The following is a 25919-nucleotide window of genomic DNA, read 5'->3' on the forward strand; positions in this document are numbered from 1 at the left end:
CTCCATCGTCCAGTTTGTCCTCGGATGGAAATGCTGACTTCGCCTCAACATAATCGTCGCATTTCCCCGCTATCGCGGGGCCGAAGACGCTCCAGCGGCTATGGATGGTTGGTGTCGTTACAAACTTTGTCCGCCGACAAGTGGGGGCGAGAGGGCACGCATCCCGGAAGCACATGGTGATGGTCATTCGGCCGCCTCCCGCTGCACAGCCATCTCCGGCACGTTGGCGCCGACCAGGGCGGCGGCCATGGGTGGGCAGACGCTGTTTCCGGCCATGCGGACCTGGGCGCGCTTGGAGAGCGGCTTGCCGTTGTGCTCCAAGTCGATGATGTAACTTTCCGGGAAGCCCTGGGCGCTGAACAGCTCGCGCGGGGTCAGCATGCGCATGCCGATGTCGGACAGGATGAAGGGTTCCCCCTCCACCATGACGGTGACCAGACCGAAGCGCGGCAGCGCCGTGACAGTGTGCAGAGGCTCGCCACACTCCTGGCCGTGTTCGGCGGCACCGTAATATTTGGTCAGGAAGGCCGAGACCAGACCGGCATGCTGGCCGGTGGCGGTCACGGTCTTGATCGGGTCGGACAAATTGCCATTCCCTCCATCGGTTGCTGAGCTGTAAAAGTGGGTCAAGTGGGCCGCGACGACGGAATGATGGTCGGCGGTGGTGACCGTGCCGATGGGCTTCTCAACGCCATGTCCGACCACGCCGCCATAGTGTTTGGCGAGGAAGGCCGCGACGAGGGCATGCTTGCCACCACCGGCCACGACCGTCCCCAGCGGCTTCTCGATATCCAGAGCCCGTGGCGCTTGGCCGTCCCGCTCTCCGTAGCCGGTTTGGACGAGACTGGCGGCCACCAGGATCTGATCGGCCTTGGCGGTGATAGTTCCCATGGGCTTGTCGGCCGGGCGCGGCGGAGACTGGGCGGCACGGCCACCGCATCCGGTCAGCACCGGGGACACCAGGAGATGCTCGGCCTTGGTGCAGACGGTGGACAGCGGATCATTCATGTCCCGAACCTTGCCGGAATCACCGTGTCCGGTATGGCCGATACGCACGATGAACGGCTTGGCCGCGTTGACGACGTAGCGCATGGTGCCGGTGGCCACCCTCCGGCAAGTAGCATCAGCCAGTGGCCGCGCCCGGTCAAAGATGGACGGGCACGGCAGCGACCAGTCGATGATCTCGGCGGCGGTGCGATAGGGTAACGGCCGCCCAGGCCCATGGGTCGGTTCCGGCCAGATGATGCGCTCGCCGTCGCATCGGGCGATCAGGAACAGCCGCTTGCGGATGGTCGGCGCCCCGAAGTCACAGGCGCGCAGCTCGCGCCACTCGACGCGATAGCCCAGTCGCTTCACCTCCCCCACCCACTTGGCGAAGGTCTCGCCGCGGCGGTCCAGGCATGGCGTCCCGTCATCCAGCAGCGGCCCCCATGTTCTGAATTCCTCGACGTTCTCGAGGAAGATCACCCGTGGCCGGATGTGACGGGGCAGCTTGGCGTATCCCACCACCACCCAGGCAAGGTCGCGGATGTTCTTCTCGCGCGGCTTTCCGCCCTTGGCCTTGCTGAAATGCTTGCAGTCGGGCGAAAACCAAGCCGCGCCTATGGGGCGGCCTGCGGCGACGTCATGGGGATTGGCCTGCCATATGTTCTGGCACCAGTGGTTGGTGTCGGGGTGGTTGACCATGTGCATCGCCACGGCCTCGGGGTCGTGGTTCAGCGCCTCCTGGGGAGAATAGCCCAGGGCTTCGCGGATGCCCTCGCACGATCCTCCGCCGCCTGCGAATCCGACCACGATGATCTCGCCCTGGCGAGATTTAGAAGGGGTGGCATCGGGAAACATGAAGGTCATGGCATGGTCTCTCAAATCGAGGTGTCACTGAGCCGGATCGGTGCCGTCAGTCGGGGCGATAGGCAGCGGATCGAACCGCGCCGACCCGTCACCCAGCCGCTGCTCGAACATCGCCAAAGGCCGCACCCATACCCGGCCCTCGGCGTTGTCGTAGACGGCCATGACCTCGCCCGTTTCGGAGTGGGTTGCCTTGCTGATGAGCCGGTACAGGTTGCCTTTGTAGTGACGGTGGGTGGGCTGCCAGCCGTCATCACGACGATAGATCGCTGTTTCGGCCTCCTCGCTGTCGTGGAGCCCTTCCATCCACAGCACCTCGCCGTCGGCGCGCTCCAGGTGGATCACTTCAGGCCATTCGCTCATAGACGGCTCCTCTCATGGTTACGTTTCGGCGCTGACTGGCCGAGGTCATTCACAGGCCGATGAACGGGCTTTCAAGCCCGTCGCGGCACAGGAGTTGCCAGCGGAAATCGGCCCAGATGGTCTTCCAGAACCATTCGCATTCTGGCGTGTAGCGCGTTCGGAATGCCTCGTACCATTCGCTTCCCAGCGCCTGCATGAGGTCCGCGTCATCACAAATCTGCGTGGCGAAGTAGTCCGAACTTGTCGTGTGGTCGATGGCATCTAGGGCGCTTATGGCATCTCGTGCGACATCCTTGCTGATGCCGCGCTCCCTGCGTGCTCTCTTGATCCAGCCCCGGATGTTGGCGACGGTGCCGTCGAAGTCGAACTCCCTAGCCGCCGTGCCACGGGTTTTGGTCATGAAGTAATCAAAATCCAGGGTGGCGATGAATTCACCTAAGGGCTGGCTTCGATGCTGCGGCGGCCAAATATGATTGAACGCCCCATAGCTGCTTTGGATCGCCACGAGGCCGGTGTGGTCATCCAGGGCAATCAGAGCCCATTCGTGCCCGGACCTTACTCGGTGCAGTTCGGCGGAAGAGATGACGCCCATATTTCCCTCACAGACGCCCCGTCAGATCGGGGCAAATTGCACAACTTTTAATCATTCGAACCGAGGTCACAAAGGGCCGTTCTGCGACCATTCCCACCAGCCTTGCTTGCCTTTGGCGGGCACCGGCTCGGGCAGGCGCTGCACGTCCTTGAGCAGCCAGCACCAGCGGCCGACCGAATAATCTCCGAATGGATCGACATCGAGGCTCGACGAGAACGGCGAGCCCTTGAGCGTGGCATTGAGGTCGAACAGCGCGATGGTTCCGCCCGCTTCGTCCTCGACCAGGCTGGCGACCTTGTAAGCACCGGCCAGCACCGCCGTGCAGACCACGGCGCCGTGGGGGAGAGTGTGGTTCCAGGCAGATTTCCCCAGTGCGTCGGAGATCATCTCGGCGGATTCCACGTCAAGTTCGAGGTCGTCAAGACAGCATTTCCGCACCGCCGCGTGGATGGCGATCCGCTGGCCGATCAGCTTGGACGGCGGAGGGAAGCTTCTCGTCTCGAACTTCTTCGCGCCGATGGCGATCAGCGAGGCCCAGGGCTGGTGGAGAGTGATGGCGCGCATGATCAGGCCCCGGCACTCAGCAACTCGGCGCTCTTGGCGTCAATGATCTCCATCAGCCGCGCATAGGCTTTCGGTACCGCGCCCTCGGACTCGGCCATAGCGGCGAAATTGGCCTCCTGCCAGCAATTGAAAGCTTCCACGGTCTTGGCCTGCTTCAGCCGCTCGGCAAGCGCTCCGAGGAAGGCGGCATGATCTGGAAGGCCATTGCCCTTGACCGGGATAGTCAGGGCGACAGGGGCGGGTTCATCCACCACCGGAGGGGCCAGCCGGGCAAAAGCATCCTCCCCGGCCGTCCGGATGGCTTCGGCGGCATCATTAGCCCCCTCGGCCGTCATGCGGTCGAAATAGGGGCTCACGCCGTCCCACAAGTCATCAGCTCCTTCGCGGGACTGGACAATGCCGAAAGCCGAGATGGCCGCCTGGGCGAAGTCATGCGGGCTGTCGAACTCGCGGACCTCGCCATCGGTATCGATGAACTGGTACGGATCGACCGCCTCGGGCTGGGGCTCGGCATCGACCACCTGGGCATCCTGGGCAAAGTGGGCACGGGTCGGGCGCGGCGGAGTGATGTCGCGAGCCCGGTCAGGGCCTTGATGCATCGGCTCCGACGCCTCGTCGTCGGCCAACATCCCGAGCAACACCTCGGGCATGTAGACGCGGGACCAAGCGCGGGTGCTGAAATAGATCAACTGCTGATCGGGCTGCTGCTTCCACAGCGGGGAGTTCCGCGTGGTGATCGTGGCCGCCTGGATCGGCAGCACCTTGGGGTTGGGGTCGCCCTTGATCTTTCCGGTCACCGTGCAGACCCGATTTGGCCAAGACCCGGACAGGTCATAGTGCAACCGCCCCTCCATCTTATTGGAGTTGTTGACCATGGCCGAGATGGCCTTGGCGCCGTAGGCCAGGACGTCGTTGACCACATAGGTGTCGGAGGCCAGGAGGAACGGGTTGAAGCCGTTCTGGTAGGCCACCATGGCGACGGACAGGCACATTCCAGGCGACTGGCGGAGGTGCTTCGGGATGGCGACGCCGGACGCCGCCATCAGATTGGCTACCTCCATCAGGCCGGAAAAGTCGGCCGGAGCGAAGGTCAGTGCCCCACCGCCGCCGGGCTGCATGGTGGCGACGAGATTACCCTTGTCGAACGGGCGGGAAACGGCGTTGCTGCTCATGTCGATGGCTCCTAGCGAACGGTGGCCGAGGTGGCCTGGAAGATGTTGACGCCACGCAGCTCGCGGACACCGGACTTGATGGCGGCACGAACGGCCTTCTCCAGCCCATCGAGGGGCAGATAGGGGCGCAAGGCCTCCAGGTCGATTTCGGCCCGGTTCAGGCCATCAAATTCCCAGGTCGTGCGGAGCGACGAGACCGCGCCGTAATCGCCACGGGTTCTGGACAGGTCGGCGGCCTTGGCCGAAGCCTCTTTCTCAGCCCTGGCCGCGTCTGCGGCCTGCTGCTGGGCGGCGGCCTCTGACGCCAGGGCGTCGGTCAGGTCGGTTTCCGAGCGCAGGGCCTCGGCAGCCGCGCGGGCTTCAGCAGCCTTGCGCTCGGCCGCCTCTCGGGCGATCCGGGCCTCCTCATCACGCCGCCGACGCTCGGCCGCCTCCTTCTCCCGGAGGAAGGTGGTCAGGTTCCGCTCAACGGCCTTCTTGGCCAGATCCAGCGGATCGGTGATGGACTTGAAAAATCCATCAACGGCGCGCCCGGACTCGAGGAACGGTTCCTTGGCGGCAACCCGGCGACCATCGGCGGCCTTGATGCAGGCGGTCATTTGCTTGATGTGGTCGCCCACCTTTCCGGCGATCTCGTCGGTGGTGATGGGGGGGATGCGGTCGCAGGCGGCGATCAGGGCGTCGCGTCGATCCAAAACGTCGGCGTTTTCCTCGGCCAGGCGTCCGCGAAGGATATCGATGTCGGACGGGGGCTGATTATGGCCGATATCGGCGGTCATATGGTTCATTGTCGGCTCCTCAGAAAAGCGTCGGGGTCGTGAGCGGGCTGATCGCCCGGCGGGGGTTGGCGGCGGGGTCGTTGGGCGCGTGTTCGGCACACCATTCCGCCTCGGCGGTCAGATAGTCGAATTCGGCCTTGGTGATTTCCTGGCCGCAGACGCGGGGCCAGATGACGTTGGGATCGCACGGGCTGCCGCCGATCTCGGCCTGCAGCAACGGAGAGCGGTCCAGCGTCTCGCCGGTCACCGGATCGGTGGCGATGCTGCGCCATATGCGCGCCGGGATGCGCGGCCCACCCCTGACGTGACGGGTGAAGTAGTACCCCTCCTCGGGGATGTCGATGCGGGGGGTAGCCATCACCACACCACCGCCGTCGAGAAGATCAGGGATGCCCCGAGCAGGAACCGCGAGAGCGCCTTGAGGGTCGGCGAGAAGATGGCCCATGCCTCGATGGCGCAGGCGCCGACATAGGTCAGACCGGCGGCAGCCATCACGGCGGGAATGATCCAGCGCAGCGGCGGGCGGGCCATCACCGGTCCCCCGCGTCAAGCATCTGATCCCGCTGGCGTTCAAGATGCTCGATGGTCTCGGCGGTGACCGAGGTCACGCGGTCGGCGAATTCGTCGGCCTCGCTCCCGACCAGCCCATGATCGACGGCGTCGGTCAGGGCGTTGTCGTGGACGGTGCGGAGGAACGGCCCCAGGAAGGCGGACATCACGGGGTGAACGTGCGAATTGTTCATGGCGCGCTCCAGGTCACGAGGACGAACCGCGCGACACTGCGCTGGCTGTCGGTGCTGCGGGGGGAGGCGAGGATGGCGCGGGCCTCGGCAACACGTTCCTCGACCCATCTGTTCATGGCGGGGGACAAGATCATGGCTGGGCTTCCTGCTGGGCGTCAGGACCGGGATAGGTGGTGACGCAGGGCTTGGCATCCATCCGCCAGCCGCGCGACCAATCGTTCGCGGCGCGGGTTCCGAAGGGGTGTGGGCAGGCTTCGGAGCTATGGCCGCACCGGGCCGCCTCGATGCCGTCCTTCCACTCGTCGCTGACCATGGACATGGCTCAGCCCTCCCCCCGCGCGCTCTTGGCCGCCTTGCGGGACCAGATCAGAAATCCGGCCATTTTCCCGCCGGGAAAGCGGATGAGGTCGTGCGCCATCATTTCTTCAGGCGTCATGCCGTGTTCGGCGCAATACGCCAAATAGCGCGGTTGGTATTTCTCGATCATCGTCTTCTCCCCTTCTCTCTCCCCCGAAAGGTGGGGCCGGGTTGGACGCCGGCCCCGAGTCGCGGGGAGGAAACGCCCGTCTGAGACGGGATCAGCGGTGGCTGATGGGGAGACAATATGAAACGTATCGCTTCGTGTCAATATTTTTTGTATCGCGCATATCGCAGTTCGGCGTGAGACAATCTACCATCAAAAGGAGATGTTGGGGGCCATCATGAATGTCGCTTTGATCGTGGTTGGGGAAATCGTCACGTTGATCGCGCTGATCAGCGGCTTTGGAAGTGATCCGATATCCGCGCCGCAACAAGCAGTGCAACGCTTGGACTTCGTAATTGCGATGTTGGGAATGGTGGTGACCGGCCTGGGAGTGATCGCGGGCAAGATCAAGACGGCAGGCGCGGAGTCGGAGCTACGGACGGCAGCGAACAGCAAACCATGTCCGGCCTGTGGGGCAAACTGTCCGATAACGGCCCCAATGTGCGGATCATGCGACCACAACTTCAACGCCAAGTCATAAGGGGAGAGCGCAATGACTCTAAAGCGATTGCCTGTAGCTATCGCCCTGGTGGCGGCGCTGGCTGGGTGCAAGACCCTTGAGCAGAAGCTGGGGGAATGGAAGCCTAGTCCGAGGGCAAATATGGCGGTGGATCAGGCCTTTTACGAGTGCCAGTTTGAGGCAGAGAAGGCGGCTCCAATGGGTGATTTACGTCGCAGCGGATTTGAAATTGCAGCAATCCAAGACGGTATTTTCAGGTCATGCATGAGGTCGAAAGGGTTCGTCTATATCGCTGGCAATTATGGGGGCTGATATGGCTACCCAAGCCACCTGACTATCCCCAACACATTGATCGCCGTGAAGGCGGCGTTCAACGCCAGCAACGGCCGGTCACGCATGATGATAGCGGCGACCACCCAGGACGAGCTGGAAACCAGGAATAGGGCGAAGCCCCAGCCCGATGCGGGGATGTTGAGGGCAACGAGCAGGGCGCCCGCGATCCCGGCCCCGGTGCCGAGCCATTTGAGGATGGGAAGCAAAAGAAAATTATCTGGCGTTGGAAGCGTGGATTTTCAAACCCCCACCCTTCATCTCGCGCCCACCATCAAGACTGACACGAATCCGGATATGATCAGAAGAGTTAACGACAAAAGGGCACATAACCATGTGAACGGCAGCCATGATCAGACTATCTTTTCCTGGTGGCTCTAGGAACTGCACATCAGGAAGATTTGGGAGTTCCATTTCAGCTACTGTTTCCTTGCCATAAATAGCTCTAACTTTGACGCTATTGAATGGCTTGGAAGCTGGCGTGCAAATATAAACGACGGCACAGAACTTAGGAACAATGATCGGAATCGATGGAAGCTGCAAATCAGACCCAAGCACCCCCATAAGGCTAAACTTGTTCCCTTCCTCAAGGCGGATGTCATCACAAAAAATTGTGTGCACAAAACGCGACATGATCACGCCTCTATTACAGTTATTTTAGTCTTCTTTCCGGACTCAACGAGCAATTCCGACTTAGACGCGCCAAGGTAACCACCAGAAACTCTTGTCTTATACATCTCAGCAGAATTTGACCCTGGATTGCTCTCAAGCTCCGCCGCACTGAACAGCCTGAGACGCGGATACTTATCAAGAGCCCAGGCAAGATCGCCAATAGTGGCCAGCGTCAGATTGGCAGACCCATTCAGGCGACGCGTGATGACTGACGGATTGACCCCCAAAGCTTCCGCAATCTGCTTCTGGGTCACGCCCTTCTTCGCCGCGTCCTGCAGCGCCAATTTCAACTCACGTCGCACTCGACCAATAAAGCGAGACCTCCTGAAATCTCGATCTTCCTTGGATTCATCTGATGACGTCATCGTACTTCCCCGAACAGATTATTGTAGTTCCAAGATCCTTCGCCACGCTGGCGCTTTTCGCCCCAAACTCAGAATGCGTGAAAAGCGTTTCCCCTGTTTTAGGGTGCGGGATATGGGTCTCGTCATAGGTCGCCCCGTGCGTGGCGATGAATAGGTCTATCTTCTCGAAAAATCCGAAGACCCTGAGATCCAATGTCTTGAATTCCCAAATCCCAGCCTTGTGCGGGGTGATCTCGCGGATGCTTTTTGGCGTCTCCAACGAAACTCCGGTTACGAAATCGCAGAACAGGTTGTCCAGCGCACGCTTTGGCGTCAGATCCACGTCGCGATCACGCGGCAAGGACGGAACTACGGAGCGAAACCATTTCATGAAATCCGGCGTTCCATAGAGCAGCCTATGAGGAATCTCCCCTGGCTCCAGGACGACCGGTATCCGGATGATCCGACCTTGCTCAAGAAGAGTGGCTATAGTTGACTTATTTGTCAATCTCTACCCCCACATTCCGATGCCGCTAGGTCACCGGCTGTTCGCCGGATCGCCATCAGAACAGCTCGTCACCATTCATGATGCGGTGAACCGACATCACTTCGTCGGCGTCAACGTCGAATGTCCCAGGCGGGTTGTACTGCTCGACCGTTAGCTTGGTCGGTGTGCGCTTGACTAGGCGTTTGACGATGGCGCGGATGGCGCCGCCCTCGTGCTCGGGCCGAAACTGGATCACGACGAAGCTGCCCGCCTGGGCCGGTTTCGCCGGATTGACGTACAGCAGCTCTCCGTGGAAGTAGCGAGGCTCCATGGAGTCATCAACGGCATAGAGGCCGTAGGCGCCCTTGACCGCAGCGAGGGCCGGAGGGCAGGTCACGCGGTCCACTACCTCTCCGGTGTTCATTTCGAAGCCGCTGTGGCCGTTGTGGCAGGCGGCGACCCCGTAGACCGGGAGCGACCCCCGCATTTCGCTCGGATGGGGGAGCGGAATGGGGGAAAACACGGCGGCGGCCTCGGAAAGGCCGGAAGGGGGCGGCGGAGAGGGATGGGTGGGCGTGGGATCGGACAGGCCGCGAGAGATAGGGTCAGGCTCATTCCCATCGCCATAAAGTATCCACGACGCGGGGGCTCCAAGAATTTTCCCATATCGAGCGGCAACGTCTGGCCTGACGCCATTGTCACCTGACTCATGCTTTCTGTAGGTAACGGCCTCGATGCCATGCGCCCGCGCAAAATCAGAGGCGCTATCGTATCCGGCCTTAACCCGTAGGTGGCGAAGTCTGTTTCCGGGTGTGTCCATGTGACATATCGTATCGGGTTTATTGATACAAATCATATTGACCTCGCGTGATATGTTTCGTATCGTTCCGCCCATGAAAACCTTCGCCGACATCATCGCCCTCTGGGGCACAGCAACCGCCCTCGCCGCCGACATCGGAGAGACTGGGCTTAATGTCAGGGCTTGGCGCAACCGCAACAGCATCCCTGCGAGCCGCTGGCTTGACGTGATCGCCGCCGCCAAGCGCCGGGGGATTGAGGGGGTGACCCTGGACGTTTTGGCCCGCCTCGCCGCCCGGCCCTCGACCGACTGGACTCCCCCGGCTGACGACGGGAGGGCGGCGTGATGATCAGACGCCCGGACATGCCGTTTTCGGTAAACGAGGGCTTCCGGTCTTCGGACTGCTGCGCCTGGATTCGAATCAACAGCTTCAAGGAACTGTTCGCGGCCTTAGATATCCTGCTTTCGGCGGAAGGGGCTGGCGATAGGGCCGTCATAGTTTCTGAGTTCATAGACGCGTTCCCAGATTCCATCGGTATCCGCTCGGAATTCGTTGCCGCAGCCCCGGCAAACCAAGTCCATCTCGTCATGGGGGCTGAGATTCCGGAACGATATTCCGTTCTTGTGCCCGCACTTCGGGCACTCGGCCTGGAAGTCATCAGTGCTCATGGCATCAATCCTGTCGTGGTCGGTGTTGCAACTCCCACGGTAGAGCAGGAGGGGCAGGGCGTCGAGCCCAGCCCCTCCACCTCCTCACCCATCCGAATGTGATCTCGCTTTTCCATGCGCCCAACCATGACAGGTAGCGCGTCAAGTTTCGTGTACCGATTGCAGGGGAAAATGCACATGACCAAACTCCGCCGCCCGCTGTCCATTGAGGATGCCATTCAGCGCGCCCATGGCATGTTGCTGGACGCTGGCGTCGAGGCCGCGACGGGCAAGAGCGCTCGGCTGGCGCGGTCATGGTCCGACCCCGACGACGACGCGCACCGCATCCCCCTGCACCAGGCCATCGCCATGGACGCCGCCTGCGTCATCGCCGGGCAGCCCGCCCCCATTCGCGAGGCTTATGACGCCGAGCTGAGCCGGGCGGTTGAGGCGCTGGGCAGCGCCCCGAACCACACGCCCATAGATCTGTTCGACCGGCTAGCCCAGGCCCTGAGCAATCTGGGAGACATCTCCAGCGAGGTTCGCGCCGCCCGCCACCCTGACAGCCAGGGACGATCAATGCTCACCGCCGCCGAGCGCGCCGACATTCTGCGGAGCATCGGCATCGCGCGGTCAACCCTCGACCGGCTGGCCAAAGACGTTGAGGCCTCGGAATGACCCCCGACCGCGCCGCCCAATTCGACGAGAGCCCAGCCCGAACCCGGCGCCACGCTGCTGAGATGATCGCCGAGGCCATGTCCGCCGGCGTACCCGGCCCCCGCGTTGACGCCGCTTTGGCGGAGGTCACGGCCGCCATTGGCACCGCCATGATGCTCAATCGTTCCGAATGGAGGGACGCATGACCGACTGGAGCAACGACCATCCCGGCTTTCCGCCCGACCCAGATGACGATGATATCCGCCTGATGGTGATGGCCGGGGCCTTCGCCCTGGTTTTGATCAGCCTGACCATGCTCGCGGGCAAGGCCATATTCTGGAGAATCGCGCAATGACAACTTTCCGCAATGCCCAGCAAAGAGCCGCTGATTCCCGCCGCGATGTCATGGCGTCCGTCTTGACCGCCGCCGCTCGCGAGGGACGGGTCTGCCCCAGCCTGAAAGAGTTGGGCGCGGCCTGCGGATGCTCGCTGGAGACGGCCAGCAATGACCTTCGCGCCCTTCACGCCGCCGGACGGATCACCATCAAGGGCGGAGAGCATTACCGGGTGGTGACGGTCGGGGCCTATTCCACCGCCATGCTGCTGTTCGACAACCGGAGGGGGGATGCGCTTCTCCTGGCTCGGGAGAATGACGGCGCCCCGACAGTGTCGGTTTCTCGCCTCAGCCCGGATGATTTCAGCCGCCTGATGGTTGAGCGCGGCTATCGCTTTGAGGACTCCGCCAAAGCCTTGCGTCACCTGCGCCGCGTTATCTCAAGCCCTGCCCCGCTACGGTCCAGCGGGGTCTCCTCCATCTACGATTTCTGATCATGGCCAGGATCACCTCCCAGGCCGACCGGATCGCAGAGCTTAAGCGGAAGCATGATCGCCTCGCGGCGAAGAAAATGAAGACCCCCGTCAATCAAGTCACCATTCAGGAGGCCGCCACCATGGCACGAGGACGCAAAAAGGCCAGCAGCAATGAACCGGGACTCTCGCCGGCCGAGAAGCTGGACGCCATCAACTCCGCCTATGAACAGCTTTACGGCGTCGAGGACAAGATCGCCGCCCTGCTGGCCGAGCACGTCGAGCCGCTGAAGAAGCAGCGCACCGCCATCTGGCGCGGCCTCAAGAAGGGGACCGACACCGCCCGCACTGATCTCGACCTCGGCTATCGGATCTACAAGCGCGACCGCCTCGCCGCCGAAATGGACGACACCGATGGAGAGCGCATCCGGGCCGGTCTCAAGCTGGTGTTCAACGCCCTGACCGTTGGTGAGCAGCTGGATTGGATCAACGCCACCGCCGCCGTCGAAACCGACCAGGCCGACGCTTTCGAGAAAGCTGCCCAGGACGAGGGCGATTCCGAGCACGATGACGAGGGCGTCGATGGCCCCAGCGAGATCACCGCCAGCACCTCGGATGGGGATGCCGTCTCGGACCAGGAGCCCGAGCCCACGGCCCCGGACGCCGATTGGGCCGCCGCCGCCGCCGCCGATGACGAGTCCTTCGACAATAGCGGGCATGCCTATCATGAGGCCATCGAAGCCGGGAAGCTGGCTGCCGGCGATGGCCTGGACGAAAACCCCTATCCCGATGGGTCTCCTCTGGCGAAGGCATGGGCTCAGGGTCACGCCTCCGATGACACCTCCCTGAACGGCTACGGTGACGACCAGGACCATGAAGACGTCGCGGTGGAGGCCATGGCCGAAACCAACGTCATTACCCTCGCCGCCGCGCAGTAGGGGGCGATCATGTCGGGGGGGCTGTTGGCACTCGATCTTGCGACCGTGACCGGATGGGCTTATGCGCCTATTCCGGCCGCGCCGCCTCCGACTGAACTGGAGCGGGCGGCTTCGCTGCCGCCCGAGCCCCTCGGCGGAACATTCCGCTCGGGAGAGCCGGGGTGCAGTGTCGGGCGTTTCCTGTCCCTCTACGGCGATTGGCTGGCCCGTCACCTGGCCGACCTCAATCCGGCCGGTGTCATCTATGAGGCCCCGATCCTCCCGGAACAAGCCAACCACGCCACCACTATCAAGCTCATGGGCCTTGCCGCCGTGACGGAGCTGATCTGCCATCGCCGCCGTATCCCATGGGTGCGCACCGCTCAGCCCAGCAGCGTCAAGCTGACATTCACCGGGCATGGCCGCGCCACCAAGGACAAGATGATCGCCGCCTGCAAGGCCCGTGGGTGGACGCCGATTGATGACAACCACGGCGATGCGCTTGCCCTTTGGGAACATGGCTGCGGCTTGGTGCATACCGAGCGCGCCAGGCGGAGGGAGGCCACATGATGACCCCGTTGACCGAAATCCGGGTTGGTGCCATGTTGGTGGTGGAGTTCCCCAATGCCGTGGAAAGCAGAGGGGACGGAAACTCCAGCACAAGCGGCAGCCACCCCGACAGTTACGTGGCTATTTTCATGCCTGGAATTTGCCCAGAGCATGAATCCCCTATGGCGGGGCGCCCCCGGATACAACACCCGAAAGGGAAAGTAGGGGGGTCCGACTTGTGCCGGATTTCCAACGCTCCCGCCACCAGGGCGGCCATGGAAAGCAGCCCGAGTGGCGCGTTTCAACGCGAGCACAAGGCTACGACCATGACCCATTCCCACACCACGAATCCGACTCCCGCCACCGTCAATTTCTGCGGCGCCGATATCCTGTGCCTCTGGCACGGCAGCAAGCCGCACGTCGCCGTCCGTCCTATCAGCGATGCCCTCGGGCTGGACTGGTCCGGACAGCTTCAGCGCATCAAACGCGACCCCGTTCTCTCGGCAACCGTTGTCGTTACACCCACAGTTGCCGCCGACGGGAAGACCCGCGAACTGATCACTCTCCCCCTCGACAAAATGAACGGCTGGCTGTTCGGCGTGTCGGCCCAGCGCGTCAAGCCCGAGGTCCGAGACACCCTGATCCGTTATCAGGAGGAGGCCTATGACGTGCTGTTCCGGCATTTCTACGGCAAGGCGCTGGATGCGCGTCCCACCGCTGTTCGCCCCGGCCCGGAATACGCGGTCCCGGTGTCCGCCCACTTCCGTCGCAAGTCGCGCCGTGATCCAGACCCCCGTCAACTTCTGTTGCCGCCCCCGGTGGTTCGCGACGGCATCGGCATGGTGATCATCGACAGCGAGGCGGTGTGGTTCGACATGGCCGACCATCACGTCGGCAACGGGATGGAAGTCATGGCCATCTGGCCCGAGCGCCTTGGCGTTGAGCCGAAGATGATCGTCGCCCATGCCGCCCCTTATTACGACCATTCTCGGCCCCATGGCGACCGCACCGGCCTCGTCTCCGATCCGGATGGCGGGCGCCGCGTCGTCAACGTGCTGGGCAAGATCATCGCTCGGAGGCCGCTGCCATGAGCCTCGCCCCCATGCGCCCCTATCAGAAAAAATCCGTCAACGAGGCGCTGGCCTGCCTGATGCGCAAGCGCTCGCCGATCAATGTGGTTCCGACCCGTGGAGGGAAGACCAGGATTGCCGCCCACGTCATTGGCCAGGTCACGGGCCGTGCCGGGTGGAACGTCGGTGCTTTCGTTCATCGCGTCGAGCTGCTGAAACAGGCGTCCTTGGCGCTATCCCGCGAAGACATCCCGCACGGCGCCATCATGCCCGGCCACACCATCACCAGCCACAAGGTGCATGTCGCCAGCATTGACACAGTGCTCGCCCGCCTGTCTTCCGGCTGCTCAGATACCGCCCGCTGGCTTCTCTCCCTTGATATGGCGTGGTTGGACGAGGCTCATCACGCGGTTGCGGGCAAGTGGCTGCGGCTGGCTGAAGCCATGGCCAAGGCGCTGCTGTTCGGCTCCACCGCCACGCCGTTCCGCTCTGATGGCCAGGGCCTGGGGGACGTTTTTCACGAGGCTGTTCGCGGCCCCAGCATGCGCGAGTTGATCCAGGCTGGTTATCTGGCTGACTTCGCCGTGCTGGCTCCGCCCACTCGCATTGATCTTTCCACCGTCAAGACCCGTGGCGGCGACTTTGCTCAGGAGGAGCTTCAGGCCCTCCTCGACAATCCTGATTTCATCCGCGCTCCGCTTCGGGCATATGGCCGTTTCGCCCAGGGCGAATCCTGCGTGGTGTTCTGCGCGGGAGTTGCCCATGCGGAGGCCACTGCCGAGGCGTTCCGCGCCGCCGGATGGCGGGCGGTCAGCATCGACGGCAACACTCCAGCCGCCCAGCGCGCCGCCGCCCTCGACGGTCTGGCAGACGGCAGCGTCCAGGTGGTGACGAGCTGCGACCTGATCAGCGAGGGAACAGACCTTCCAGAGGTCGGCTGTGCCATCCTCGCCCGCCCAACCAAGTCCACCCAGCTTTTCATGCAGCAGGCTGGGCGCCCGCTGACGCCCCATACCGACAAAGGCCGGGCCCTGATCATCGATCTGGTGCGCAACGTCGCCGCCCACGGAATGATCGATGCTGACCGGCCGTGGACCCTGGATGGCGGCGTGAAGGGACTGGAGCGCCAGGTCCCAGGAACTATCAGGTGCCCGACCTGCTGGCGCGTCATCGGATCCGCTGAAGCCGGAGAATTATGCCCGAGCTGCGGCACCAAATACCCAGCCCGCACCGCCATCATCACCCCCGGCGACCGCAATGCCTTCGCCTCGGTCGGCCGCCTTGCCATCGACGATATCCACCGCCTTCCCCTGGTCAAGGTGCTGGAGCACGTAACCAGCCGCCAGCACATCGCCACCATCGCCAAGATCAAGGGCATTTCCGACAAGGCGTGGATCGAGCGGACGGCCAAGGATAGGAGGGTGGGATGAGCCGCACATACGGATATGTCTGCTCTGACACAGAGATCGCCACCGGCGGGAGTGCCACAACGAAAGGAGATGCTGGCTACCCAGCTTCCGCCGGTGGTGTAGCGCGGAGGGACGTGGAATGAGCCAGAACACCTCCACCGCCGTCATGCAGCGCCGCCGGGAGCCGGCCGACAGCCTGGACTATTTCCCGACGCCGCCATGGGCCACCAGAGCCCTATGCGAGCGGGTCGTTGCCTCCGGCCTAATCGGCGGTCTATCCGCCTGGGAACCAGCCTGCGGGAATGGCCACATGGCCCGGCCGCTGGCTGAGTATTTCGGGTCCGTCACCGCAAGCGATGTTCACCCTTATGGCTTTGGCCAGGTGATGGATTTCCTGTTTCCATCCCCGCCGCCGGTCGAACCGGACTGGATCATCACCAACCCGCCTTTTCGGCTGGCCGCCGAGTTCGTTCACCGCGGCCTGGGCATCGCCCGGCAGGGTGTTGCGATGCTGGTGAGAACCGCATTCCTGGAGGGCGTCGAGCGCCACGCCAGCCTGTTCAGTGTCCATCGCCCGTGGGCTGTCATGCAGTTCGCTGAGCGCGTGCCGATGGTCAAGGGGCGGCTGGATAAATCCTCCAGCAGCGCCACCAGCTATTGCTGGATCGTCTGGCGCACCGACGTTCGGGTGAATGACACCGCCATGTTCTGGATAGCGCCCTGCCGGAAGCGGCTGGAGCGGGACGAAGACTATCAGGTGGTGGCATGAGCGGATTCATCCTGCTGCACCGCGACCTGATCGGTAACCCGCAGTTTCGCGGAAAAGACGATGAATACGCCGCCATTTGGCTGATCACCAACGCCGCTTGGGAGCCAACCACCGCGCGGGTGGCCGGAAAGCTAATCAGCCTAGACCGGGGCCAATGCTGTTTCGCCACATCGTTCCTGGCCCAAGCATGGGAGTGCAGCAAGGCGACCGCACATGCCCGGCTAAGACATTTTGAGAAAAACGGATTTATCCGAACGGAGGTCCGAACGGGCATCACAGTCATAACCGTTTGTAAATACGCAGATTATCAACCTTCCACAAACGCTCCCCGAACGCACGTCCGAACGAGCCCCGAACGCTCCCCGAACGACGTCCGAACGAAGAAGAATGAAGTTAATGAAGTTAATGAAGTTAATGAAGATACTGCTGCTGCTGCGCGCGCGGACGTGAACGCTGTTCTCGACCAATCCCGCCTTGTCGGCAAAACGGTCCTCTCGCTGATGGGGATCGATCTCACGAAGCTGGATGCCGCCCACTGGCTCAGCAAGCTCGACCGCGCTGCGACGTGGCTTGCTGACGGCTTCGACCCTGACCTGGACATCTATCCGGCCGTGAACGCCGTTCTCGACCGGGAGCGCTTGTCCAAAAACGACCCGTCATGGGTTCCTGCCTCGCTGAGGTATTTCGACCGCGCCATCGCTGATCGACGCGTGGAGCGAAGCAATAAGCTTTCTTGCCGTGATGCCGTCCCGGTTGGAAGCCACCGTCCCCACCCCAAATCGGCATCAGCGGCATTCGACCGCCTTGACGCCGAGCTTGCCGCCAGGAGGGCTCCTGAATGAACGCCATTGCTCCCGCCCGTCTGTCCATGCCCGTCGCGGCGAAGCACCGCGCAATTCTGGCGGAAAGCCTCAATGGAAGTGCCCCGACAATCGCCGACAACGACCCTCTGATCCCGGCCGAGGAATGCCGGGCCATCGTGGCCGAGATGACCGCCGCCCTCGGACGCTGCGATCCTGAAATCGCCGCCAAGCATGCCCGCCTGATCGTGGCCAGCTATGGCGGACAGAAGCCCGATGACCCGGACGGCTACATCCGCATGATCACCACGTCGGTTGCCCAGTGCCCGCCCGATCTGCTGACAAGGCTCGTCGACGAAGTCCCCCGCCGCCACCCCCGATATCTGCCGAGCAAGGGCGAAGTCGACGCCGTGGTATCCGATCTGACGCGGCCCAGGTCCAATGCCCGCCAGATTGCTCAGGCTCACATTGCCGCCCATGCCAAGCGGGACACTGCCGGAGATGAGGCGAAGCGCCACGCCGCCTGGGAAGCCAGGCTGTCGCCGTCCGAGCGGGAAGCTTTGGCCCGTGTGCGGGAAGCGCGGGCTCGGGGAGAGAGCATCGCCAGCCTGATCGGCGGGAATGGCCCCAATGCCATGCCGCTGCATCCCCAGGAGGCGCGGCGATGATCTGCGCCCACTGCAAACAACCCGCCTCCGCCGGGTCTCCGCTGATCCAGTACGGCGGTCGGCGGTCCGGCCCGAAGCATCTTCATCGGTCCTGCTGGGTGGCTATCGCCGTTGAGATGGCGAACGCTGCTCGCGCGGCCCTTGAGATGGCCCGATGAGCATCCGCAGCAGCCTCGCCCGTTTCGTCCAGTCCGGGCCGACCGATATAGCCGAGCTGATGGAGATGGCCAGAGATGCATGGCGCAACCATGGGCCAGTGGTGCTGTGGCTTGACACCATCAACGACGATTGGACCAAGCAAACCATCATCAACGAGGCTACGCGCCAGTACGGCGCCCGGCCTAAAAGGGGGAAAGCATGAGCAGAAAACGAGGCCGGAACCGCAAGCCAGTTATCGACCGGGAGCCCAACGGGAGAGCGCGTCGCGTCCAGACCGATCACATCATCCCCCTTGCCGCGCTGGCCCAGCGGGCCACGGCTCTGGGGATCGACGTCGAAGCGCTGATCCACCACGGCTCCGAAGCCGTCTCCGCCATCTGCCGCGACCCTGGGGCCGGGACGGCTCTTGGGCGGCTGACCTGGAAAACTCACAACGACGGAAGCAGGGAACGGCGGGTTGGTGACTTCGGTTCCGGGCCGGAGGAGTGGATCACCGCCGACATGGAGGCGGCGGCCGAGGAGTATCGCACCCTGTGGGTCCGGTGGTACCGGATGGTCGGCCTTCCCCGCCGCCACCCTCAGGGCATGGCGCTGGAGCGACGGGACAAGGGAGAGGAGGCCTCCGACGCTGCTACCGACGACGCAGTGATCCGCGTTGGCCAGCGCATGGCTGATGCCGATGCCGCCCTGTTGTCCTGCCGACAGTCTCGCCTCGTGCTTGCCGTCATCGACAGTGTGTTGATCGACAACATCGCTCCAGATGGCCTGGTCCTGGGTGAGCGGTCCGCCGCCCTGTCCGCCTTGCGCCGCGGCCTCGATGCCCTGTCCCAGGTGCTGCTGAGGGGGAGAAAGAACACCGCATGATGCGATGAGCGTTGACATCCTCAATATGTTGTGCGATGTCATAAATGCACGTTGACGATCTAGCGCCCGGAGCCCACCAGCTTCCGGGCGCTTTCCGTTTCGGAGGAACGATGCCGAGGCTGTCGATGCTCAGGACGCGCCTCGGAACGCTGGACAGTCGGACGGGCTCCGTCATCCAGCCAATGACCCGTGAGCAGGCTGACGCGGTGCGTCGGGCCGACTTGGACCGAGCCAGGGCCAATGACCCGATTCGGAAGCTCTACAAGACCAGCCGATGGAAGCAGCTTCGCACCACCCTCTACGTCGAGCGCGGAGGCCGGTGCGAGTGTGGTTGCGGATGCCTGACCGTCCTGTACGAGCGGGAGGCCAGCCCGTCAACGCCTGTAGCAGTGTTCGACCACATAGAGGGCGCCAGGGAGCGGCCCGACCTGTTCTTCGACCCATCCCACATCCGCCTCATGGCCAAGCCGTGCCACGACCGACGCACCGCGAGGGATCAGGGGTTCGCGAAGGGGGTAGGGGGGGGTAAATCTCTGGGGGTCTGACGGCCGCGTACCGCCGCCCTTCCCATCCAGAGGTTTTTTCTTTCCGTTTGAATTCACGACTCGGCCAGTTTGAGGTAATCAAAGATGCCGCGTGGTGGTGCCCGTCCCGGAGCCGGCCGCCCGAAGAAGTCTGCCAGCGCGCCGAAGCCGATGTCCAAGGCCGAGAAGGTTCTGGCCAAGGCCAAGCCGGGATCGAAGGCGTCCGTCAGCGCGAAGGAGTTCTTGGAGTCGGTGTTCAACAGCACTGACGTTGACATGGCGCTTCGGGTTCGGGCTGCCCAGATCGTTCTTGATGCTGAAACGAAGGCAGGACCGGCGGCATCGGCTCCGGGCAAGAAGGCTCAGGCCGACGCTGCTGCGAAAACTGCTGCGAGCGCCGGAAATCCGTTCGCTCCTCCAGCCGCTCCAAAGCTGTTGATCAACAACGGGTGACCCGATGGATTGGACAACGGCCTGCCCGGACTGGGAGGATCGCATCCTTTCCGGCCGTTCGCTGGTGCCGTGCCCTCCGCTGTTCCCCGACGAGGCTGCCGCTGCCCTGGACGTGTTCAAGCGGCTGCGGATCGTGGACGCGCCCGGAAGCCCAACGATGGGAGAGGCGTGCAGGCCGTGGGTGTTCGACTTGGTCGCGGCGGTGTTCGGGGCCTATGACGCCGCGAACGCGCGCCGCCTCATCAATGACTTTTTTCTCCTGATCTCCAAGAAGAACAGCAAATCCACCATCGCCGCCGGGATCATGATAACCGCCCTTCTGCGAAATTGGCGGATGTCGGCAGAATTGATCATCCTGGCACCCACTATTGAGGTGGCGAACAATTCGGCCAAGCCCGCCATGGACATGGTCCGCGCCGATCCTGACCTTGAGGTTTTGCTTCGAGCCATTCCGCACCAGCGAACTATCGAACACCGCACCACCGGGGCTACTCTCAAGATCGTTGCCGCCGACTCTGACGTGGTTTCCGGGAAAAAGGCATCCTGCATCCTGGTGGATGAGGTCTGGCTTTTCGGAAAGCGCGGTAATGCTGAGAACATGCTTCGGGAGGCCACCGGTGGGCTTGCCAGCCGCCCAGAAGGCTTTGTCATTGGGCTATCAACCCAGAGCGACGAGCCGCCTGCTGGCGTGTTCAAGCAATCGCTGGACCGGTTCCGCGACATTCGCGACGGCAAGCTGATCGCCCCCAGGTCGATGGGTGTCCTATACGAGTTTCCGAAGCGGCTTTTGGAGAGCGGAGATTACCGAAAGCCGGAGAATTTCGGCATCACAAACCCCAACCTCGGGGCGTCGGTCGATCACCAGTTCTTGCTCGACAAAATCGCCGAGGCTGAACGGGCAGGGCCGGAATCACTCAACGGCTTCTTGGCCAAGCACCTCAACGTAGAGATCGGGCTGAACCTCCGCTCCGACCGCTGGGCCGGGGCCGATTTTTGGCCTGACCGGGCCGACGAGACCTTGACCCTGGATGCGTTGCTTGAGCGCTCCGAGGTGGTAGTGGTCGGCATTGACGGCGGCGGCCTGGATGATCTGCTTGGGCTCTGCGTCATGGGCCGGTGCCGGGAGACGCGGCGCTGGCTGTCCTGGCACCACGCCTGGGCGCACCAGATCGTGCTGGAGCGCCGGAAGTCCGAGGCGTCGAAGCTGCGGGACTTTGAGCGCGACGGCGATCTGACCATCGTCAACCAGCCGGGTGACGACGTGCAGGCGGTGGCTGATCTGGTGTTCCGGATCGAGGATGCCGGGCTTCTGGCCGAAAAGGGCGTCGGGGTCGATGCCGCTGGAATTGGCGATATCGTCGATGAGCTGACGGCCCGAGAAATGGACATCGAGCGGATTGTGGGAATCTCGCAGGGCTGGCGCCTGGGCGCGGCTATCAAGACCACCGAGCGAAAGGTTGCAGGCGGAGACATCATCCATGGTGGCCGCCCCTTGATGGCGTGGTGCGTCGGCAATGCCAGGGTTGAGCCGAAAGGCAATGCCATCCTCATCACTAAGCAGGCCAGCGGCACGGCGAAGATTGACCCGCTGATGGCGATGTTCAGCGCTGTGTCTCTGATGGCCATTAACCCGCAAGCTCGGGCCGTGAACATTGACTCACTGGTCGCCGCCATAGGCGGATTCTGAGGAATAAAGCATGGGATTCTTCGGCCGCCTGTTCGAACGCCGGTCAGGCGTCGTCGATCCGCGTCACCCGCGCGATCCGGTATTGGCCGATCTGTTCGGCGCCCTGTCATCGACGGCGGCGGGGGTCAGCGTCACGCCTGAGTCTGCCCTCAACTGCCCGGCGGTGTACGCCTCGGTCGGCCTCATGGCCGACATGGTCGGCACCATTCCGCTGGATCTGTTCGAGCGAGTTGGTGATGATGCCCGACAGCGCGCGACAGACCACCCTCTTCATGCCCTGGTTCATGACAGGCCAAATTCCTGGCAGACCTCGGCGGAATGGCGCCAGGAGGGCGTGTTCCACCTCTGCCAGCACGGCAACGCCTATTCGCGCATCCGCTGGGCCGGGGCCTATCCAGTGGCGCTGGAACCGCTGCACCCGTCGCGGGTTGGCGTCTATCGTCGCCGAACCGGCGGCCATGCCTACCAGTACAACCCGCCCGAAGGCCCCTCGGAAATCCTGCTGCCCGGAGAGGTGCTTCACATCAAGCGGCGCCCGTTCGACCGTGATGGCCTGATCGGGATTTCGCCGGTCGTCCAAAATCGCCAAATGATCGGCCTGGCCATCGCCGCCGCTGAATTCCTGGCCCGGTTTTTCGCCAACAACGCCATGCCGAAAAAAGGCATCAAGGCACCGGCTGGCATGACGCCGGAAAGCATCAAGTCTCTGCGCGAGGCCTGGGAAAAGCAGCATCTGGGCCTGGAGAACGCGCATCGTCTGGCGTTTTTCTACGGTGGCATGGAGCCGGTCGACCTGGGGCAGACCAACCATGACGGCGAGGTGGTGGCGCTTTACCGGACTCTGGTGGCAGACATCGCCAGCAAGATTTTCGGAATCCCTCCCCATCTGATCGGCGAAACCGAGAAGTCCACCTCCTGGGGCACCGGGATCGAGCAGCAATCCATCGGCTTCCTGACCTACTTCGTCAGGCCCTGGTTCGAGGTTTGGGAGCAGGCCCTTGACCGGGCGCTTCTGACCGATCAGTCGCGCAAGCGCTATTTCTTCGAATTCAACGCTGACGGCCTGCTGCGCGGCGACTTCAAGGCCCGGATGGAGGGCTACGCCCTGATGATCCAGTGGGGCCTGATGACTCCCAACGAGGTCCGCCGCCTGATGAATCTGCCCGCCATCCCTGGCGGCGATAGCCGGCTGCAGCCACTCAACATGGCCCCGGCCGAGAAGATCATGGACATCCTGCTCAAGCCAGCCGCCCAGGCGACTCGGGCGCTGGAGCAACTGACCGGCCAGGAGGCCACCGAAAATGGACATTGAGCGCCGCGCCTTCGTGGTCGAGGGCCTGACCTTCGAGACCCGTGCTGACGGCAAGAAGACCATGCGCGGCCATGCCGCCGTGTTCAACCAGCTGTCGGAGGATCTGGGAGGCTTTCGCGAGCAGATCGCCCCCGGCGCCTTCGCCGACGCGGTCAAGACCGACGATGTCCGCGCCCTGTTTAATCACGACTCCAACTTCATCCTGGGCCGCACCGTTGCCAAGACCCTGCGCCTGTCCGAGGATGCGCGCGGTCTGGCGGTGGAAATCGACCCGCCGGACACCCAGTTCGCCCGCGATCTGATGGTCAGCATGGAGCGCGGCGACGTCACTCAGATGAGCTTCGGCTTCTCGGTGCGCCCCGGCGGCCAGGACTGGGCCAAGGACGACGAGGGCCGAACCATCCGCACCCTCAAGAAGCTGCGGCTGTTCGACGTTTCTCCGGTGGTGTTTCCGGCCTATCCGCAGACCGATATCGCTGTCCGCGAATTGCGGTCGTGGCAGGCCTCCCAGACCACTCCGCCCGCCGGCCCCAGCAACATGACCATCGCCCGCTCCCGAATGGCGAGCGTGGCCTGACCGATCCCGCCCGGAGGCGGTGACGCGAAGCCCGGCATTCCGCCGGGCTTTTTTCATGGAGAGACCATATGTCCGAGAAGCTGAAAAGCCTCCGCGAGCAGCGGGGCAAGATCGGCGCCGATATGCGCGCCCTGATGGACAAGGCCGGCGCCGAGAAGCGCGACCTGACCAACGAGGAACTGGCGATCCACTCCGCCATGTTCGACAAGCAGGAAGGTCTGCGCCAGCAGATCGAGGCCGAGGAACGCCAGGTCGAGGTGGACCGCGCCAATGCCGGTCGTGAGGTCGAGGAGCAGCGCTCCAAGGGCAAGACCGGCGGCGAGGAACGCACCCAGGCCGACCTTCAGATGGCGGGGTTTCGCTCCTATCTGCGCGGTGGCATGAGCGGCTTGACCGGCGAAGGCGCCGAGGAATTCCGGGCGCTGCAGGCCGGGAGCAATGTCGAGGGCGGCTATCTGATCGCCCCCGAACAGTTCGTCACCAGCCTGATCCAGGCGGTGGACAACGCGGTGTTCATCCGCGCCCGTGCCAACAAGTTCCGTCTGACCTCGTCCACCAGCATGGGCGCCCCCTCGCTGGACACCGACATCGACGATGCCGAATGGACCCAGGAGTTGGGCACCGGCTCCGAGGACACCGCGATGAGGTTCGGCAAGCGCGAACTGAAGCCGACGCCCTTGGCCAAGCGGATCAAGATCAGCAAGAAGCTGATCAGGGTCGGCGCCCTGCCCATCGAGCAGATCGTCATGCAGCGCCTGGCCTACAAGTTCGCCATCACCCAGGAAAAGGCGTTCCTGACCGGTTCCGGCTCTGGCCAGCCGCTGGGCGTTTTCACCGCCAGCAATGACGGCATCGGCACCGCCCGTGATGTCGCCACCGGCAACACCTCGACCGCCATCACCTTCGATGGCTTGATCGAGGCCAAGTTCGCGGTCAAATCGGCCTATTGGACCAAGGCCGACTGGTTGTTTCACCGCGACGCGGTCAAGCAGATCACCAAAATCAAGGACGGAGACGGTCAGTATCTCTGGCGACAGTCGGTGCGCGACGGCGAGCCCGACACACTGATGGGCCGTCCGCTGATGATCAGCGAATACGCGCCCAACACCTTCACCACCGGCCAGTATGTCGGCCTGTTCGGCGATTTCAGCCATTACTGGATTGCCGACGCACTCGACATGACCGTGCAGCGGCTCACCGAGCTGTATGCCGAAACCAATCAGGACGGCTTTATCGGCCGCCTGGAATCGGACGGTGCCCCGGTGCTGGCCGAGGCTTTCGCCCGCGTCAAGCTGGGCTGAGGAGAAACGACATGAACCCCTCTTTGCTCAAGGACGTGAAGATCACTCGCGTCACCAACGCGGTTACCGCCGGACAGGCCGCCACCGCTTCCGACATACTGGACATGAGCGGCTACGAAGGCGTGGTTTTTATAGCCGCCCTGGGCGATGTCTCCGACACGTCCGTGGTCACCTTGACCGCCCAGCAGAACACCGCCAACTCGACATCGGGCATGGCGACCCTTTCGGGCTCGGCCACCTTCACCGCGGGGGCGTCGGACGCCGATAACAAGCTGCTGGTGCTGGACGTCTACCGGCCCCGCGAACGCTATGTCCGCGCGGTCTTTACCTCCGCCACTGCCAACGCGGTCAAGGATGGCGTCATCGCCATCCAGTACGGTCCCCGCGTGATGCCGGTGACCCAGGGCAGCACGGTCATCGACAGCGACACCCTGATCGAGCCCGCCGAGGCCTGATGAAACAGGGCCGGGGCATTACCCCCGGCCCACCTTTTCCAGAGGGATTTGACCATGACCGACCCCACCTTTCAGCCGAAGGTCTACAAGACCGATGGCGGCGACCGTCTGGTGATCACCAGCGGCGGCAGCATCGACATCGAGACCGGCGCCATCATCTCCGTCAACGGTACCCAGGGCGCCGCGCTGACGGCGCAGTTGACCACCATCACCCACACCGCCCCGGGAACCCCGGATTACGCGATCCAGAATCTGGTGCAGAACACCGGATTCGGCTTTGCCACCGCCGACGAGGGCAACACCCTGTTGAAGGTCGTCGCGAATCTCCAGACCCGTCTGGCCGAGGTCGAGGCCCGTCTGGAAGCGGTCGGCATGGTCGCCGCAAACTGAATGGGAGAGTGACATGAAGATCAGGCTCAAGACCACCATGGCCGGCCCGGATGGGTCATTCCAGCCCGGACAGATCGTCGATTTCGAGCGCGGCCGCGCCTACGCCTTAATCGAGGGCGGCTATGCCGAGCAGATCGGCGGCGAGGAGCCGGTGTCGGAGCCGGAAGTCGCCACCCTGCCCCAGCCGAAGACGGCGATCATCAAGACCGGCAAGGCCCGCAGGTAGA

41 protein-coding genes are annotated in these 25919 nt (G+C 63.2%); 24 read left to right on the top strand and 17 right to left on the bottom strand.

The window, feature by feature from the left end:
• Positions 1-183 precede the first annotated feature (183 nt).
• The 12 genes from A6A04_RS03245 to A6A04_RS22135 all read right to left on the bottom strand — a co-directional run bounded on the left by A6A04_RS03245 (position 184) and on the right by A6A04_RS22135 (position 6548).
• Positions 184-1851: a DNA cytosine methyltransferase gene (locus tag A6A04_RS03245; protein WP_068489863.1), complete on the bottom strand. Its 1668-nt coding sequence runs from the start codon at positions 1849-1851 to the stop codon at positions 184-186.
• 24 nt (positions 1852-1875) lie between these two features.
• Complete coding sequence (locus A6A04_RS03250) at positions 1876-2211, bottom strand: DUF1653 domain-containing protein (protein WP_245651064.1); 336 nt, start codon at positions 2209-2211, stop codon at positions 1876-1878.
• A gap of 49 nt (positions 2212-2260) precedes the next feature.
• Positions 2261-2803: a hypothetical protein gene (locus A6A04_RS03255; RefSeq protein ID WP_068489865.1), complete on the bottom strand. Its 543-nt coding sequence runs from the start codon at positions 2801-2803 to the stop codon at positions 2261-2263.
• A 66-nt stretch (positions 2804-2869) separates the two neighbouring features.
• Entirely contained in the window at positions 2870-3367 is a 498-nt protein-coding gene (locus A6A04_RS03260) for an ASCH domain-containing protein (RefSeq protein WP_068489867.1), read from the bottom strand.
• A gap of 2 nt (positions 3368-3369) precedes the next feature.
• Positions 3370-4539, bottom strand: coding sequence for a recombinase RecT (locus A6A04_RS03265; protein WP_068489869.1), 1170 nt, complete (start codon positions 4537-4539; stop codon positions 3370-3372).
• A gap of 11 nt (positions 4540-4550) precedes the next feature.
• Positions 4551-5327, bottom strand: coding sequence for a hypothetical protein (locus A6A04_RS03270; RefSeq protein WP_068489871.1), 777 nt, complete (start codon positions 5325-5327; stop codon positions 4551-4553).
• A gap of 10 nt (positions 5328-5337) precedes the next feature.
• Entirely contained in the window at positions 5338-5676 is a 339-nt protein-coding gene (locus A6A04_RS03275; RefSeq protein WP_068489873.1) for a hypothetical protein, read from the bottom strand.
• Positions 5676-5849, bottom strand: a complete 174-nt coding sequence (locus A6A04_RS22125) for a hypothetical protein (protein ID WP_156612444.1) — start codon at positions 5847-5849, stop codon at positions 5676-5678. The genes A6A04_RS03275 and A6A04_RS22125 overlap by 1 nt, the downstream gene beginning before the upstream one ends.
• Positions 5849-6061: a hypothetical protein gene (locus tag A6A04_RS03280; protein ID WP_068489875.1), complete on the bottom strand. Its 213-nt coding sequence runs from the start codon at positions 6059-6061 to the stop codon at positions 5849-5851. The genes A6A04_RS22125 and A6A04_RS03280 overlap by 1 nt, the downstream gene beginning before the upstream one ends.
• Positions 6058-6195 (bottom strand): hypothetical protein, encoded by a 138-nt coding sequence (locus A6A04_RS22130; protein WP_156612445.1) that lies wholly within the window; start codon positions 6193-6195, stop codon positions 6058-6060. The genes A6A04_RS03280 and A6A04_RS22130 overlap by 4 nt, the downstream gene beginning before the upstream one ends.
• A complete protein-coding gene (locus A6A04_RS03285) occupies positions 6192-6380 on the bottom strand; it encodes a ribosome modulation factor (protein WP_068489877.1) in 189 nt (62 codons plus the stop codon). Before A6A04_RS03285 ends, A6A04_RS22130 begins: the two co-directional genes overlap by 4 nt.
• Before the next feature lie 3 nt (positions 6381-6383).
• Positions 6384-6548 carry a hypothetical protein gene (locus A6A04_RS22135; RefSeq protein ID WP_156612446.1) on the bottom strand — a complete coding sequence of 55 codons (165 nt, stop codon included), beginning with the start codon at positions 6546-6548 and terminating at the stop codon, positions 6384-6386.
• Positions 6549-6762: 214 nt separating this feature from the next.
• On the opposite strand from A6A04_RS22135, the gene A6A04_RS03290 reads away from it, so the two are divergent.
• The gene (locus A6A04_RS03290) at positions 6763-7065 is read left to right on the top strand and encodes a hypothetical protein (protein ID WP_156612447.1); all 303 of its coding nucleotides are present in this window, start codon (positions 6763-6765) and stop codon (positions 7063-7065) included.
• Positions 7066-7077: 12 nt separating this feature from the next.
• Complete coding sequence (locus A6A04_RS03295; protein ID WP_068489881.1) at positions 7078-7356, top strand: hypothetical protein; 279 nt, start codon at positions 7078-7080, stop codon at positions 7354-7356.
• A 5-nt stretch (positions 7357-7361) separates the two neighbouring features.
• On the opposite strand, the gene A6A04_RS03300 is transcribed toward A6A04_RS03295, so the two are convergent.
• The 5 genes from A6A04_RS03300 to A6A04_RS22635 all read right to left on the bottom strand — a co-directional run bounded on the left by A6A04_RS03300 (position 7362) and on the right by A6A04_RS22635 (position 9400).
• Complete coding sequence (locus A6A04_RS03300) at positions 7362-7583, bottom strand: hypothetical protein (RefSeq protein WP_068489883.1); 222 nt, start codon at positions 7581-7583, stop codon at positions 7362-7364.
• A gap of 7 nt (positions 7584-7590) precedes the next feature.
• Positions 7591-8007, bottom strand: coding sequence for a DUF6941 family protein (locus A6A04_RS22140; protein ID WP_156612448.1), 417 nt, complete (start codon positions 8005-8007; stop codon positions 7591-7593).
• A 2-nt stretch (positions 8008-8009) separates the two neighbouring features.
• Positions 8010-8411 carry a helix-turn-helix domain-containing protein gene (locus A6A04_RS03305; protein WP_082914658.1) on the bottom strand — a complete coding sequence of 134 codons (402 nt, stop codon included), beginning with the start codon at positions 8409-8411 and terminating at the stop codon, positions 8010-8012.
• Entirely contained in the window at positions 8395-8781 is a 387-nt protein-coding gene (locus tag A6A04_RS03310) for a hypothetical protein (protein ID WP_068489887.1), read from the bottom strand. The genes A6A04_RS03305 and A6A04_RS03310 overlap by 17 nt, the downstream gene beginning before the upstream one ends.
• 172 nt (positions 8782-8953) lie before the next feature.
• The gene (locus A6A04_RS22635; protein WP_172822724.1) at positions 8954-9400 is read right to left on the bottom strand and encodes a S24 family peptidase; all 447 of its coding nucleotides are present in this window, start codon (positions 9398-9400) and stop codon (positions 8954-8956) included.
• A gap of 370 nt (positions 9401-9770) precedes the next feature.
• Between A6A04_RS22635 and A6A04_RS22640 the strand changes: the two genes are divergently transcribed.
• The 22 genes from A6A04_RS22640 to A6A04_RS03430 all read left to right on the top strand — a co-directional run bounded on the left by A6A04_RS22640 (position 9771) and on the right by A6A04_RS03430 (position 25918).
• Positions 9771-10022: a carph-isopro domain-containing protein gene (locus A6A04_RS22640; RefSeq protein WP_172822725.1), complete on the top strand. Its 252-nt coding sequence runs from the start codon at positions 9771-9773 to the stop codon at positions 10020-10022.
• Positions 10022-10447 (top strand): hypothetical protein, encoded by a 426-nt coding sequence (locus A6A04_RS03325; protein ID WP_068489892.1) that lies wholly within the window; start codon positions 10022-10024, stop codon positions 10445-10447. Before A6A04_RS22640 ends, A6A04_RS03325 begins: the two co-directional genes overlap by 1 nt.
• A gap of 75 nt (positions 10448-10522) precedes the next feature.
• The gene (locus A6A04_RS03330) at positions 10523-11002 is read left to right on the top strand and encodes a phage regulatory CII family protein (RefSeq protein ID WP_068489894.1); all 480 of its coding nucleotides are present in this window, start codon (positions 10523-10525) and stop codon (positions 11000-11002) included.
• A 181-nt stretch (positions 11003-11183) separates the two neighbouring features.
• The gene (locus tag A6A04_RS22145; protein WP_156612449.1) at positions 11184-11336 is read left to right on the top strand and encodes a hypothetical protein; all 153 of its coding nucleotides are present in this window, start codon (positions 11184-11186) and stop codon (positions 11334-11336) included.
• Positions 11333-11809, top strand: a complete 477-nt coding sequence (locus A6A04_RS03340; protein ID WP_068489897.1) for a helix-turn-helix domain-containing protein — start codon at positions 11333-11335, stop codon at positions 11807-11809. Before A6A04_RS22145 ends, A6A04_RS03340 begins: the two co-directional genes overlap by 4 nt.
• A 122-nt stretch (positions 11810-11931) precedes the next feature.
• Positions 11932-12726 (top strand): hypothetical protein, encoded by a 795-nt coding sequence (locus A6A04_RS03345; RefSeq protein WP_156612450.1) that lies wholly within the window; start codon positions 11932-11934, stop codon positions 12724-12726.
• 9 nt (positions 12727-12735) lie between these two features.
• Positions 12736-13275, top strand: coding sequence for a RuvC family protein (locus tag A6A04_RS03350; RefSeq protein ID WP_068489901.1), 540 nt, complete (start codon positions 12736-12738; stop codon positions 13273-13275).
• Positions 13276-13580: 305 nt separating this feature from the next.
• Positions 13581-14345 carry a phage antirepressor N-terminal domain-containing protein gene (locus tag A6A04_RS03355; protein WP_068489903.1) on the top strand — a complete coding sequence of 255 codons (765 nt, stop codon included), beginning with the start codon at positions 13581-13583 and terminating at the stop codon, positions 14343-14345.
• Positions 14342-15754: a DEAD/DEAH box helicase gene (locus A6A04_RS03360; RefSeq protein ID WP_082914661.1), complete on the top strand. Its 1413-nt coding sequence runs from the start codon at positions 14342-14344 to the stop codon at positions 15752-15754. The genes A6A04_RS03355 and A6A04_RS03360 overlap by 4 nt, the downstream gene beginning before the upstream one ends.
• Positions 15755-15872: 118 nt before the next feature.
• Positions 15873-16502, top strand: a complete 630-nt coding sequence (locus A6A04_RS03365) for an SAM-dependent methyltransferase (protein WP_068489907.1) — start codon at positions 15873-15875, stop codon at positions 16500-16502.
• Positions 16499-17344, top strand: coding sequence for a hypothetical protein (locus A6A04_RS03370; protein ID WP_068489909.1), 846 nt, complete (start codon positions 16499-16501; stop codon positions 17342-17344). Before A6A04_RS03365 ends, A6A04_RS03370 begins: the two co-directional genes overlap by 4 nt.
• Positions 17341-17970: a hypothetical protein gene (locus A6A04_RS03375; RefSeq protein ID WP_068489911.1), complete on the top strand. Its 630-nt coding sequence runs from the start codon at positions 17341-17343 to the stop codon at positions 17968-17970. The genes A6A04_RS03370 and A6A04_RS03375 overlap by 4 nt, the downstream gene beginning before the upstream one ends.
• Before the next feature lie 154 nt (positions 17971-18124).
• A complete protein-coding gene (locus tag A6A04_RS03380; RefSeq protein WP_068489913.1) occupies positions 18125-18331 on the top strand; it encodes a hypothetical protein in 207 nt (68 codons plus the stop codon).
• Positions 18328-18993: a hypothetical protein gene (locus A6A04_RS03385; protein WP_068489915.1), complete on the top strand. Its 666-nt coding sequence runs from the start codon at positions 18328-18330 to the stop codon at positions 18991-18993. Before A6A04_RS03380 ends, A6A04_RS03385 begins: the two co-directional genes overlap by 4 nt.
• A 629-nt stretch (positions 18994-19622) precedes the next feature.
• Positions 19623-19970 carry a hypothetical protein gene (locus A6A04_RS22150; protein ID WP_172822726.1) on the top strand — a complete coding sequence of 116 codons (348 nt, stop codon included), beginning with the start codon at positions 19623-19625 and terminating at the stop codon, positions 19968-19970.
• A 4-nt stretch (positions 19971-19974) separates the two neighbouring features.
• On the top strand, positions 19975-21657 hold the full coding sequence (locus tag A6A04_RS03400) for a terminase large subunit (protein WP_068489921.1): 1683 nt from the start codon (positions 19975-19977) through the stop codon (positions 21655-21657).
• 10 nt (positions 21658-21667) lie between these two features.
• Positions 21668-22969, top strand: a complete 1302-nt coding sequence (locus A6A04_RS03405) for a phage portal protein (RefSeq protein ID WP_068489923.1) — start codon at positions 21668-21670, stop codon at positions 22967-22969.
• The gene (locus A6A04_RS03410; RefSeq protein WP_082914662.1) at positions 22959-23546 is read left to right on the top strand and encodes an HK97 family phage prohead protease; all 588 of its coding nucleotides are present in this window, start codon (positions 22959-22961) and stop codon (positions 23544-23546) included. The genes A6A04_RS03405 and A6A04_RS03410 overlap by 11 nt, the downstream gene beginning before the upstream one ends.
• 68 nt (positions 23547-23614) lie before the next feature.
• Positions 23615-24847 (top strand): phage major capsid protein, encoded by a 1233-nt coding sequence (locus A6A04_RS03415; protein ID WP_068489925.1) that lies wholly within the window; start codon positions 23615-23617, stop codon positions 24845-24847.
• Between the two features lie 11 nt (positions 24848-24858).
• Entirely contained in the window at positions 24859-25302 is a 444-nt protein-coding gene (locus A6A04_RS03420) for a hypothetical protein (protein ID WP_068489927.1), read from the top strand.
• 54 nt (positions 25303-25356) lie between these two features.
• Positions 25357-25692, top strand: coding sequence for a hypothetical protein (locus tag A6A04_RS03425; RefSeq protein ID WP_068489930.1), 336 nt, complete (start codon positions 25357-25359; stop codon positions 25690-25692).
• 13 nt (positions 25693-25705) lie between these two features.
• The gene (locus A6A04_RS03430) at positions 25706-25918 is read left to right on the top strand and encodes a hypothetical protein (RefSeq protein WP_068489931.1); all 213 of its coding nucleotides are present in this window, start codon (positions 25706-25708) and stop codon (positions 25916-25918) included.
• Position 25919 lies beyond the last annotated feature (1 nt).

Source organism: Paramagnetospirillum marisnigri (assembly GCF_001650715.1).
GTDB classification, from domain to species: Bacteria; Pseudomonadota; Alphaproteobacteria; order Rhodospirillales; family Magnetospirillaceae; genus Phaeospirillum; species Phaeospirillum marisnigri.